Source organism: Faecalispora jeddahensis, assembly GCF_000577335.1.
Lineage (GTDB): Bacteria > Bacillota > Clostridia > Oscillospirales > Acutalibacteraceae > Faecalispora > Faecalispora jeddahensis.
Map to the genome: position 1 here is coordinate 1 of NZ_CBYL010000001.1, position 12,583 is coordinate 12,583.

The 12,583-nt window shown below is 51.7% G+C and carries 12 protein-coding genes; 4 read left to right on the top strand and 8 right to left on the bottom strand.

The genetic code is table 11. The features are described 5' to 3' along the window. A partial coding sequence (locus TY09_RS00005) for a peptidoglycan-binding domain-containing protein (RefSeq protein ID WP_042429768.1) occupies positions 1 to 401 on the top strand: 401 nt, incomplete at its 5' end. A gap of 279 nt (positions 402 to 680) precedes the next feature. Here the strand turns inward: TY09_RS00005 and TY09_RS00010 are convergent. Continuing rightward, complete coding sequence (locus tag TY09_RS00010) at positions 681 to 1,772, bottom strand: Acg family FMN-binding oxidoreductase (protein WP_242841407.1); 1,092 nt, start codon at positions 1,770 to 1,772, stop codon at positions 681 to 683. 82 nt (positions 1,773 to 1,854) lie between these two features. Next, on the bottom strand, positions 1,855 to 2,538 hold the full coding sequence (locus tag TY09_RS00015) for a TetR/AcrR family transcriptional regulator (protein ID WP_042429775.1): 684 nt from the start codon (positions 2,536 to 2,538) through the stop codon (positions 1,855 to 1,857). A gap of 513 nt (positions 2,539 to 3,051) precedes the next feature. Here TY09_RS00015 and TY09_RS00020 point away from each other — a divergent pair. Then, positions 3,052 to 3,351, top strand: a complete 300-nt coding sequence (locus TY09_RS00020) for a DUF2089 family protein (protein ID WP_009060155.1) — start codon at positions 3,052 to 3,054, stop codon at positions 3,349 to 3,351. A gap of 1 nt (position 3,352) precedes the next feature. After that, the gene (locus tag TY09_RS00025) at positions 3,353 to 3,676 is read left to right on the top strand and encodes a hypothetical protein (protein ID WP_009060132.1); all 324 of its coding nucleotides are present in this window, start codon (positions 3,353 to 3,355) and stop codon (positions 3,674 to 3,676) included. A 680-nt stretch (positions 3,677 to 4,356) separates the two neighbouring features. On the opposite strand, the gene TY09_RS00030 is transcribed toward TY09_RS00025, so the two are convergent. Further along, positions 4,357 to 4,935, bottom strand: coding sequence for a dipicolinate synthase subunit B (locus tag TY09_RS00030; protein ID WP_009060153.1), 579 nt, complete (start codon positions 4,933 to 4,935; stop codon positions 4,357 to 4,359). A 5-nt stretch (positions 4,936 to 4,940) separates the two neighbouring features. Beyond that, a complete protein-coding gene (locus TY09_RS00035; protein WP_009060159.1) occupies positions 4,941 to 5,798 on the bottom strand; it encodes a dipicolinate synthase subunit DpsA in 858 nt (285 codons plus the stop codon). A gap of 237 nt (positions 5,799 to 6,035) precedes the next feature. On the opposite strand from TY09_RS00035, the gene murC reads away from it, so the two are divergent. Next, entirely contained in the window at positions 6,036 to 7,427 is a 1,392-nt protein-coding gene (gene murC, locus TY09_RS00040; RefSeq protein WP_042429783.1) for a UDP-N-acetylmuramate--L-alanine ligase, read from the top strand. A 399-nt stretch (positions 7,428 to 7,826) separates the two neighbouring features. On the opposite strand, the gene uxuA is transcribed toward murC, so the two are convergent. The 4 genes from uxuA to TY09_RS00060 all read right to left on the bottom strand — a co-directional run bounded on the left by uxuA (position 7,827) and on the right by TY09_RS00060 (position 12,579). Next, a complete protein-coding gene (gene uxuA, locus TY09_RS00045; protein WP_042429786.1) occupies positions 7,827 to 8,900 on the bottom strand; it encodes a mannonate dehydratase in 1,074 nt (357 codons plus the stop codon). 110 nt (positions 8,901 to 9,010) lie between these two features. After that, complete coding sequence (locus TY09_RS00050) at positions 9,011 to 10,624, bottom strand: mannitol dehydrogenase family protein (protein WP_042429789.1); 1,614 nt, start codon at positions 10,622 to 10,624, stop codon at positions 9,011 to 9,013. A gap of 81 nt (positions 10,625 to 10,705) precedes the next feature. Next, a complete protein-coding gene (locus tag TY09_RS00055) occupies positions 10,706 to 12,004 on the bottom strand; it encodes a TRAP transporter large permease (protein WP_042429793.1) in 1,299 nt (432 codons plus the stop codon). Next, on the bottom strand, positions 12,001 to 12,579 hold the full coding sequence (locus tag TY09_RS00060) for a TRAP transporter small permease (RefSeq protein WP_042429795.1): 579 nt from the start codon (positions 12,577 to 12,579) through the stop codon (positions 12,001 to 12,003). Before TY09_RS00060 ends, TY09_RS00055 begins: the two co-directional genes overlap by 4 nt. Positions 12,580 to 12,583: the final 4 nt, after the last annotated feature.

Consider the following 12,583-nt stretch of genomic DNA (forward strand, 5'->3'; position numbering starts at 1 on the left):
CCGTATACCCTGAGCTGCTGGAGGGGAACCTCCCCTCTTCCAAGCCGTCTGAATCCTCTTCGTCAGCTCCCGCTTCCTCCGGCAGCAATTCGTCCTCCTCGTCTTCCTCCAGCAGCTCCGCTGCATCGAGCAAGGCGCCGGCTTCGTCCGGCCAGTCGGCTGGCTCTGTTCCCTCCGGTACCTACAAACGGGGTGACAAGAGCGACGCGGTCAAGGCCTTGCAAACCCGCCTAGATCAGCTGGGGTATATGTTTACCGCCATCAACGGCGAATACACCGCGGGCACGGAGCAGGCCGTCAAGGACTTTCAGTACCTGAACGGAATGGAAGTAACCGGCATTGCCGACGCGGACACGATCGTCAAACTGAACTCTTCGGACGCGAAGAAGAGAGAGAACTGAGCCAGCAAACAGGGAGACAGCGTTTTCCAATTAAAGCGATACAAAAGTCAAATAATATTTTACAAGCAACCAGAAAGGCTTGCTGCCTGTGATACACAGACAGCAAGCCTTTCTATTTTGCCGCGACAGCTTTCATATACCATCTAAATAATTAAGACGCAATCCATTTTCGCCGTCCGCCCTGCCTTTATTGCTTTTATCCTAATTCTGCAATCAGAAGTCTCTTTTGCCAGCAAACCCAACATGGCCCGAATTCGAGACGGCGTTTTCACATCGCGATTACTTCTCAACAAAATCCATTACGTCCCGCCGCATGCTCAGCGGCACTTCCTTGGTCGGGTATCCCATACGAAACAGCATCTGCACGGTGCCGCTGCCCGGCGCGTAGGCCTGCTTGAATTCTGTATAGGGGCCGTCCATCTCAGGGTATTCCTCCAGAACCTGACTGAGCGGCTGCATAACAAGGCCCAACGTATGCCCTGTCAGCACCAGCCTGCTGTAGAGCATTCCGCTTTCTACCTGAGAAGCTCTGCTGTTGTCCTGCGTGACGATCATTGCGTAAGCCGGCGTGCTGTGAACCGACGCGCTGGCATAGCTGATAAAATTGCGGGCGGCAGCTTCACCGGAATTCAAAGACGGAAAAACGGTGAGTATTCCCTGCAAAACATGCATCCTAAGCCCGGACGCGCCCTGACCTTCTACAGAGAAGCCGTAACGGTATCGATTTTTCTGGTACTCGCTGGCGCGAAAAATCGCACTGGACTCCTCCATGACACGGGAGACGCCAGCTTCTATTTCCGCGCTCTTCAGGGCATACTGGCCGATCTTCGAAAGCTCGGCCTGCTCCTGATACACCTGAATAGAGATTCCAGCGGCATCCGAAAGCGATTCCAGGGCAGAGACCTGCGGAACGGAAAGCCCCTCGGCACGGTACGGCTCCCGATTAGTATCGGGCAGGTACATGGAGCCATAGAGCGGAATCTCCTGCGGCTGCGCTTTTACCAGCGTGATCTTTGCCACCGGCAGGGTATCCATGCTGTGGGCAAGATCACCCTCGTCATACTCTCCATCCGGGAAAGGCTCGATTCTGGTATCCCATCCTTCTTTTTTACCGGCTACGGCGACATATTCCAAAAAAGTGCCCTGCGAAATCATCATCTGACGCGCATAAGGATCCACTTCCTTTGTCATGCGCTTGCTGTCGGCATAAAGATGGAATGTCATGGGATCGGAAGGATCGAGCCGAATGATCCACGGCTGCATGTTGTGTCCGCTGGCGGCAAGAATTCCACCAGCCGCAAGGCGTATTCTTGCATCGTCATATTGTGCGGCATACTCCTTCGACCATGGTTCCAGATAATGCTGTTTCATAAAACCTCCGCTGATTACAAAAAGAGTGGTTAATAAAAGAAGACACGCCCTGGCAATGCCGGTAAGCCCTCTAACCACGTATTTACGAATTTTTTTTCCTTTCATTTTCGGTTTCTCCCTTGTCTGCAATCAAACGCATCATCATATCGAAAGCCTCCGTTACGAACTCTTCAGGATTGATGCTGTGGTAGTTTCTTAAATATTCTTTCTTCTTCTCTCTGGTATTAAAAACGCCAACGGTACACGCCCACAAGATTAACGCAGCCTTTTCGCTGTCAAGTCCTTTGCGCAAGCTTCCCTCCTGTATGCCTTTTTGCAGTGCCCGCGAAAGATAGTCAAAAATCTGCTCGCCCAACTGGTAGCATTCCTCGACAAGTGTATCCTTTAGACCAGCGTATTGGTCAGAATCCCTGGTCTCATATTCCATGATCGCCTTAAAATACGCAGCATGTTCCTGGCTGAACCGGAAGAAAGAGAAGAAGATACAGCGCAGCTCTTCGACTGCATTTTGAGGCTTTTTCTCTTCAAAACCGGCTTCCAGCATATCGATCAGCAGCCGGTACCCTCGGATCATGATTTCGTAATAAATCTGCTCTTTGCCGCTGAAATACATGTAAACGGTTCGCTTACTGAATTCCGCTTCCTTTGCAACTTCATCCATCGAGGAATTCTCATATCCTTTGGAAAAGAAAACCCGTTCGGCGGCGTCGATGATATCGCCGCGCCTGAGCTCTTTTTCCTTTTGGCTGCGTTCTTTTCGTCCCATGTCATTTCTCCGTTTCATTGCAGTGCGTTTAAGTAAACTAACAGTTTACTTAAACTATAAATCCTCCTCGCTGATTTGTCAATAGCTTTCATCTATTATCTGCGATTGCTGCGCAAGACTCCGACTTCGTCCGGCCAGTCGGCGGGCTCTGTTCCCTCCGGCACCTACAAATGGAGTGACAAGAGCGATTCAGCTGGAGGTATCTGTTGACCACAATCAACGGCGAATACAACGCAGACATAGAGCAGGCCATAAGGACTTCAAGTATCTGAACACAATGGACGTAACCAGCATTGCTAACCCGGACGTAATCACCAAGCTGGACTTTTCGGACGCGAAAAAAAGAGAAAACAGATTTTGGGCAGATTTTCCATTTCCCTTATTTTCTAATAAAACGATACAAAAGCCAGTGCTTTGTAGGCACTGGCTTTATTATATGTAAAATGTTTTTGATATTGACTTAAATAAAATTAAAGCATATACTGAATATAGTTAAAGAAAGGTAGGTGCTATATGGCAATAGACATTGTTCCTGAATGGATGGTCGGCCTTGATCAAGAAGATGTGTCTTTTATGAAGAACTTTTTGTTAGCGTCGGGCTCACTGAAAGAAATCGCCAATCAATACGGCGTCACTTATCCAACCGTAAGACTTCGGCTGGATAAATTAATCCAGAAGATTCAAATAAACGAAGATATTTCAAATGAACCATACATTTCACTGATCAAGCGACTGGCTGTCAATGATAAGATCGATTTTGACACAGCTAAGGTTCTGATTTCGGAATATAAAAAACTAAAAGGAGGCGAATAACGTGGCCAATGCAACAGTCGCATTATTTTTGGTATTGGTTTTATTGGTGGGGGGCGTTTTTCTTCAGATATTCTTATCGAAAAAGAACAGCAAATGGTTTGGGCTGATCCTCCCGGCAATTACGTTTCTGTATTCTTTACTGATGGTTTTAGGGTTGGCTGTATATGATGGGATGGACGGCAGGGAAATATTCATTCTCATTGCATCCACATTCCTGCTCAGCAATATTCCGACGATCGTTTTGCTTGGCATTTATTTTGGCTGCCGCGAAAAAATGAAGCTTCGTGCGGAGCTTGAAAAAATGAGCATACAGGACTTAAAGTAGCTTTCTGTAAAAGGCAGGATGAGAAATCCGGGTATTTACAGAACCCCATGGGTTTACTTTTTAAGAAATTATACCGTATTGCAGCAGCTCACCATGAAACCGCGAATCAAACCAACAGCGAAGGGATACACCGATTGATTCGATGTGTCCCTTTTTGATTGTATGTTTTTCGTTTCAGCATTCAGAAAATGCTATAGCCGCTCCTTTACGGTGATTTTTCGATTTGCGGATATCTATAATCTGTGATATTCTGGGCTAAGGAAAGTTCCACGATCAGAAAAACAGAATCGCGGTAAGATCAATCCTCTTGGCCCTGTGATCTTCACCGAGTTCATCAGCAAACAGGAATGGAACAGCGCCCGCAGAATGAGGAGCTCTTTTTACTTGCCGTCATTTCTGCAATTTGATCCTAACGGTTCATGGAATGATCCTTTCAAAATGCGTTGCGTCGTGATAGAAGCTTTCCGGTTTCATCCGGAAAGAAAAAACAACCTGCAGTATATCAAATTCAGATTCAAAAGTATCCATTTACCTTACGATTTCTTTATAGAATCATCCGTAAGAAGTATGTATCATCCTTTTAACTCAACGGTTGATTCTATTTCTTTTAAGACAAAAATTAGCTTCTGTTTTTTCATGCCCGCAAAAAAGGGCGTTTTCCAATCGGAAACGCCCTCCTTTTATTTTTGCAGCAGTACCGGCTGCATTTGTTTGCCCTGTACCGCACTGAGCACTGCGGCAGGCAGCAGGCTGAAATCCGACACAACGGAATTCGGCTTATTCTCCGGGTCGTCCTGCGCCATGGGAACAAAATAAATGTGCTTCGTGTTCATCAGGCGGCCTACATTCTGGGCTGCCGCACTCAGCGCATCGTTTGTGGAAATGGCCAGAAGTACCGGTCCTCCTACCCTCAAATGAGATTTTGCCGCCATTGTTACGGCGGTGTCCGTTACTCCGTGGGCCATCTTGGCCAGGGTATTCCCCGTACAGGGGGCAATCAAAATCAAATCGACCAGGCGCTTCGGGCCGATCGGCTCTACCTGAACGATCGTATGCCAGATTTCGTGATCGCAAAGTTCCTCAATTTTTTGATTCCAATCCTGCGCACGGCCAAACCTCGTATCTGTTGAAAAGGCGGTTTCCGACATGATCGGAATCAGCCGGTGTCCTTCGTCTATCAAACGGCGCATTTGTTCCACCGATTTTTCAAAGGTACAGAACGAGCCTGTCAATGCATAGCCTATGGTCAATCCGCTCAAGGCTCTCACTCCTCCATCATGTTGTAAATAGTCCCCTTAATGACCTCTCCCGCCGCTTTGGGGGCAGCCTTCCCCGGAAGAGAAAGCGCTGGAATCACGTGAATGCCCAGCTTTTCTGCCGCTTCTGTATCCACACCGCCCGGAGCAGACGCCAAATCGATCAAAATCGTATCCGTGGGTATGGCGGACAGAACCCGCCTGGTAAACACCCGGGCCGGGATGGTATTAAAGATGATATCGTATTGTTCTTTCTGACAGATACTGCCGGTGTGCACCGGCTCGTAGCCGTAAACCTCGATCCAGGCAAAATCTTCGGGACGGCGCGCGCTGACGGACACTCTGGCCCCCAGCCCCCGCAGCATATGTGCCAACGCTTTGCCGATACGCCCAAACCCCGCCACCAGACAGCGGGATTTCCCGATTGCGCCGGGGTACTCTTTCATGGCGATTTCAATACTTCCCTCTGCTGTCAGTGCTGCGTTGCGCACAGCCAGCTCTTCTCTGGCAAAGTAATCGCGGGTGTCTATTTCCTGCCACAGCTCGCTGGTTTGATACAGCCGATCCATCATGCCTCCAAACACTCTCCTGTTCCGCATCAGTTGGGCAAACTCCTCGTCAAGCGGGATCAGCTCGCTGCCCAACGGCGTATTCAAATGCTGCCCGTCCCGCGTTACCGGCAAGGGCAGCACAATCGTGTCGCAAACCAGTGCCAGATCTCTCAGTTCTGCCGGCCGAACTCCCTTGAGCTCTGCCGCTTTATCAAAACCGTAGGCATATACCGTATATCCGTCAGCTGCCATGGATTCTGCCAGCGCTATCTGCCTTTGATCGCCGCCGATCACTCCAAAGCTGTTCCATTCCAAGCTTCATAACCTCCTATTTCGTCTGCTAAAATATAGTATGGATTTTTGCTTGTGGTTGTGATTGCGCAAAAGAATATCCGGCTGGTTTTTTCCGCCGGAAAATGAAAAAAGTTGTTTATTTTATGTGACGAAAGCAATATAATAGATAGGTAAGCCTTCTGGACGCTAAAAGCAATGAAGTTTCAATTTTTCGCGCCGTTTGTACGGCGATTTCAGGATAAAAGGAGTCCTTATTTTATGAAGCAGGATATTTTAGATCAGGTCAAACGCATCCATTTTGTCGGTATCGGCGGGTCGGGCATGTGCCCTCTGGCAGAGATTCTTCACCATGAAGGATTTGAGCTGACCGGGTCCGATGTGAACGAATCCGATACACTTGATAGAATCCGCTCTTACGGAATTCCCGTTTCGATGGGACACAAGGCCGAAAACATCGGCGACGCACAGCTTTTGGTATATACCGCAGCGGTCAAGCACGACAATCCCGAACTGGTAGCCGCCGAAGAGCGCGGCATCCCCGTGGTAGAACGCTCCGTGATGCTGGGAATCGTCACCTGCCGGTACGAGAACTCCATCGCCGTTTCGGGCACGCACGGCAAAACGACCACCACCGCGATGATCACCCAGGTGTGTATTGACGGCGGCGTGGACCCATCCGCAATCATTGGCGGGAAGCTGCCTGCCATCGGCGGGAACGGCCGTGTCGGCAAAAGCCAGACGATCATCTGCGAAGCCTGCGAATATGTGGACACCTTTCTTCAGCTGACCCCGGCGATCTCTGTGATCCTGAACATCGACGCCGATCATCTGGATTACTTCGGCACGCTGGAAAACATCATCAAATCCTTTCATCAGTTCTCTTCGCAGACCAGCCGTCTGCTGGTGATCAACGGCGACGACCCGAACTGCCGCAAGGCGGTGGAGGGAATCCAGAACGCGCGGATCATCACGTTTGGCATGAACCCCGACAACGACTATGCCGCGGGCGGAATCTCTGATCTGCCGAAAGCCTGTGAGAGCTTCTCGGTTTACAAGCACGGCGAAAAGCTTTCCGACGTTACGCTGTCTGTTCCGGGCAAGCACAATATTATGAACGCGCTGGCCGCAGCCGCTGTGGCGGATTACCTTGGAATCGACCCGAAAACAGCGGCGGGAAGCCTCGGCCGCTTTACCGGCGTCCACCGCCGTTTTGAGATACTGGGCAAATTCGACGGCATAACAGTCGCGGATGATTTTGCCCACCACCCCACTGAGCTGACCGCCACGCTGACGGCAGCCTCCCGCATGGGGTTCCACGCGGTATGGGCACTGTTCCAGCCGCACACCTATTCGCGCACCTATCTGCTGCTCGACGACTTTGCAAAGGCGCTGTCTATCCCGGAGCACGTGGTGCTCTCTCCCATTCTGGCGGTGCGCGAAACCAACACCTACAATATTTATTCCAAGGACCTTGCGGAAAAGGTTCCCGGCAGCGTCTGTCTTTCTTCTTTTGAAGAGATGGCGGACTACGCCATGTCGCACGCACAGCCAGGGGACTTGATCCTGACGCTGGGCGGCGGCGATATTTACAAATGTGCGAATTTGATTGTGGAAAAGTGCCAGAAGAAAGATTCTCTATTGAAAGCGTAAGAACTTTTAGAGAGTTTTCTACAGACGCAATTTTATTAATGCCTGCCCTTCAAGCTGGGGCAGGCTTTTTTATATTTGATCAAACTTTTTTGCGGGGAATCGATTGTTTTTCTGCCGGTTTCCTCACAATGTGAGTGCAAACATGATCTGCCTGCTAGCGCAGGATTTGCCCTCGTGCCGGGGCAGGCCCTGCTCCAGCAGAAACCCTATACAGGGGAAACTATTAAAAAATAATAAGTTTTAGAAGGTTTCATAAAAGTTTCCCTCCGCGACGGAAAAAACACTTTCCCTTGCCGAGTTGATTCGCGACGTGTGTGCAGGCTCAGCCTGCAAAACAGCGGATGGGCCGCTTTCCCAATCGGGAAGCATGGCCCATCCGCTGTTCCATATGCTCGAATATTACTTTGCACTCATTTTTTCAATGGCTTCCCATAAGCCGTTCAGGTATGTGATGCCAAGCGCCCTGTCATACAAGCCATAACCGGCGCGGCCCTTCTCATCCCAGATCATTCTGCCGTGGTCGGGACGTACGTAACCCTCAAAGCCGACATCGTAATAGGCTTTCATGATCTCGAACAGATCGAGAGAACCGTCGGAGCTCAGGTGTGAGCTTTCATCGAACTTACCGCGCTCGTGAATCTTGATATTGCGCACATGCGCGAAATGAATCCGGTTGCCAAAGCGGCGGATTACCGCGGGGACGTCGTTATCCGGGTTTGAGCCGAACGAACCGGAGCAGAGGGTCAGGCCATTGTATTTGCTGTCGACAAGACCCAGAATCTTCTCCAGATTTTCCGCATTGGTTGCAATGCGGGGCAGACCAAAAATATCCCACGGCGGGTCATCAGGATGAATCGCCATCTTGATATCGCATTCCTCACACACAGGAATGATCTGCTCCAGAAAATATTTCAGGTTTGCAAACAGATCTTCGTGAGAAACATTCTTATACTGCTCAAATAGCTGCTTCAGGCTGGCCATGCGCTCCGGCTCCCAGCCAGGCATTTCGAACTCGCCGGAATCCTTCTGGATTTCATCGGCCATCTTCTGCGGGTCGGTGATCTTGTCGATGATGGACTGATCGTATGACAACACATTGGAGCCATCGGGCAGCACCTTGGCCAGATCGGAACGGGTCCAGTCGAACACCGGCATAAAGTTGTAACAGACGACCTTTACGCCGATCTCTTTCAGGTTGCGCAAAGTCTGCTTGTAATTCTCAATATAACGATCACGAGTGGGCAGGCCCAATTTGATGTCCTCATGAACATTGACGCTCTCGATCACTTCCAGCTCGAGGCCGGCATCGTTGACTTCCTTTTGAAGCGCCTTGATCTTTTCGAGCGGCCAGAGCTCCCCGGCGGGGACGTCCATCAGGGTGCCGACCACACCAGTTACACCGGGAATCTGGCGGATGTATTTCAGGGGAATCGGGTCAAAGCCGCTGCCGTACCAGCGAAATGTCATTTTCATGCCTTATTCTCTCCTTCTTTTTTCAGAATTGATTCACTTTCCAATTAACTGATGCAAGTACAACCATGTCTTTCCCCACCTGCGGCGGGGAAAGACATCAATCGCCCTTTTTAAAGGATATAACGTTTCAGAGTCTCGCGTACCGCGTGAGGCCCTGCAACCAGCTCCTGGAACATGCCTTCTACCTTTTCGCCAAGGCCCGCCTGGTACAGGTTGACACCGAACACCGCCTCGTTCTCCAGCACCGGGCGCAGCTGGCCGTGATACGATGCGGGATTGCCCAGCTCGATTCCATGTAAATACTGCTGCAGCTGCTCGCGCATGGGGTCGGCGCTGACCTCCATCGGCTGTCCGTTGTCGTCAAGGGCCAGCAGGTAGCGCAACCAGCCGGCAAGCGCCAGCGGAATGTAAACCAGATCGCCGGGATTGAGTCCCTCGCGGCTCTGATACGCGCGGATGGTTTCGCCGAACCGGATCGCGACCTTCTGGGAGGTATCCGTGGCGATTCGCTGCGGCATATCGGGAATAAAGCGATTCGGCAGGCGCTGGTCGATCACCTCATGGATAAAATCCATGGGATGAATGATGCCGGGGTCTACAACGACCGGCATTCCCTCGTCGTAGCCGATTCGCTCGACCAGTTTCTTGAGCTGCGGGTCAGCCATTTCCGCCGCGATGGAATCATAGCCCAGCAGGCAGCCGTACACCGCCAGAGCGGTATGCAGGGGATTCAGACAGGTGGTCACCTTCATGCGCTCGGTATTTTCCACGGTAGTGCGGTCTGTGAAATAGACTCCCGCTTTCTCCAAAGCGGGACGGCCGTTCGGGAACTGATCCTCCACCACCAGATATTGCGGAACCTCCGCGTTGACAAACGGAGCAATAAAGGTCTTTTTCTCGGTAATGACGGGGGCCATCGCCTCCACCCCATCCTGCTCCAGAGCCTGCTGCACTACCGGGGAGGGACGGGGGGTGATCTTATCGATCATCGACCATGGGAATCCCACCTTTTCCGGATTTTTCATATACGCGGCAAACTCTGCCGGAACAAGACCGTTCTGCTGCCAGAACCGGACGATCTCCAATACGGAGGAGGAAAGTTTTTCTCCGTTGTGTGAGCAGTTATCCATGCTGACAAAAGCAACCGGCAGCTCGCCCGCCTGGTAGCGCTCATAGGCCAGAGCAGCCACGATGGCCATCGCGTGATGCGGGGCCTTGGGGCCTGCCTGCAAATCCTCGCGCACGATCGGAAGAAGCTCCCCCTTCATGTCGCGCAGACTGTAGCCTTTTTCCGTGATGGTAAAGCTGACCATCTGCAGCGACGGGCTGCGGAAAATCCGCTTGAGCTCGTTCCAGTCCTGCTCCTTGTGCGGCGCGGCGGAAAGACCGCAGGCAATGCTGCCCACCACGGTCTTGTCGAGGCGGCCGTCGGGGTTCATCAGCACCAAAAGCGCCAGATTATCATACGGCTGATAAATCTTCTCGATGATCTCGTCGTCAAAGGTTTCCGCCGCGATGATCCCGGTGCCGGCGGAGCCGTTTTCCAGCAGGCGCTGCTGAAGCTCGGCAATAAAGCCGCGAAAAATATTGCCCGCACCGAAATGCACCCACTGCGGCGTGGCTTCGGTCTGCGCGCGCATCGCGTCGATGTCAAATCGAGGCAGACGGATACCGGCCCTCTCCCATTCTCCCTGCTGACGAATTCCCTCTTTGTTTAGCTTCATTCTAATCTCTCCTTTTGGCTTCATAACAGCCTGCGAATTTCAGCTCGCCAGTTTTTTTCGATCAGCCCTGCTTTTACAGGATCATCCCCCAAGCCATCTTAAGGGGACTTCCACAAGTGCCGGCACAAGCGCCAGCAGGAAACACAGGATCGTCTGCGCTATAAAATACGGCATGGTCGGCAGGATGATTTTGTCCATCTTCACCTTGCCGGTAGCGCACGCCACATTCAAAACAGGTCCGACAGGAGGAGACGTCAAACCCAGCACGTTCATCAGTACAAACACGATTCCGAAATACACCGGGTCGATCCCCGCGGCCTTCACCAGCGGGAGCATGATCGGCGTGAGGATCAGAATGCTCGGCACCACGTCCATGGCAAGACCCACAACGACGACAATGCACATCAGTACGAACATCAGGAGCGTCGGTCTTTCCACCAGGCCCTCAAGACCGGACGTCATCATCTGCGGAATGCGTGAGATCGTCATAAAGTAGGCGGCGCAGTTGGCGGCTGCCGCGAGGAACATCACCACGGCGGACATCTTTGCCGACGCGACGAACGCTTTCATCAAATCCTTGATTTTCAGCTCGCGGTAGATGAACAGACCGATCAGGATCGCATAGACGCAGGCGATCACGCCCGCTTCCGTCGCTGTGAAATAACCAGAGCGCAGCCCAACGAGGATAATCACCGGGAGGAACAGCGCCCACAGACCATCGAGGATAATTTTCACCGCTTCTTTCGGCGATGGTTTCGATACGGTTTCCGTATCCGGCACAACACCTTTTTTGCGGGAAACAAAAAACCACACCACACTGGCGATGATCGTAAGGTAAACGGCCGGCGCAATGCCGCCCATGAACAGGGACTTGATTGAAACGCCCGCCGCAATGCCGTACACAATCATCGGCACCGACGGCGGCATGATCGGCGCGACCAGATTCGCGCTTGCGGTGAGCGCGGCGGCTTTCTCGCGATTATAGCCGGAGTTCGCCATCATGGGAATCAGAATCGCGCCCAGCGCGGCACAGGCCGCGACAGCAGAGCCGACAAGCGAAGCAAACATCAGACACGCGAGGATCGTAACATAACCCAATCCGCCGCGCACACGCCCGATAAAGATATTGCAGAACGCAATGATGCGCTTCGTCAGTCCGCCGCGATTCATGATTTCGCCCGCCAGCACGAAGAACGGCAGCGCCATCATGGTAACGGAATCCGAGCCCTGCATCAGCGTGCGCGCGATGATCGTCGGGTTTGCGTCGCCGCCGCCGAGCGCCAGCGCTGTCGCCACAGCGCACAGCAGCAATGCTACGGCGATCGGCAGTCCGATGACGATCCCTACGAGCATGGAAGCAATAAAGATAGCAATAATCATTGCAGACCGGCTCCTTCCCCTAATTCTCCGTCATTGGACAGAGCGTCGTCCTCACCATGATCCCCGAACAGCTCCAATACGGATTCTTTCAGGAAGAACATACGGTACAGGTTTACCAGTGAGATAATGATAACCGAAACGCCCAGCAGGACGCCGGCAAAATGCACCATAAAGACCGGGAAGTGTGTCGCAACCCAAAAGTCGTTGCGGTTCTTCCACGCGTTTTGAAACGCGCCCGTCGCCAGCACACCCATCAGCCAAATGATCGTGCTCTGAATCACCACGTACAGAACTTTCTGAGACATGGGAGGAATCTTGTTGATCAGCGTGTCGATCATCAGATGGCGGTTTTCGCGTGCGGCTATGATCGAGCCCAAATAGACCAAATAGATAAAGCAGATGCGCGCTACTTCTTCCGTCCACGCAAAGCCCAAATCGAACTGACGCAATATCACATTTAAAAAGGTGAAAAAAATCATGACACCCAGAAAGATCGCGATGACAATCTCTATGACCTGAAACAGTTTGTCTACGATCTTCCCGATCCCTCGCGACTTATGACTGCTGTCGGACATAAAT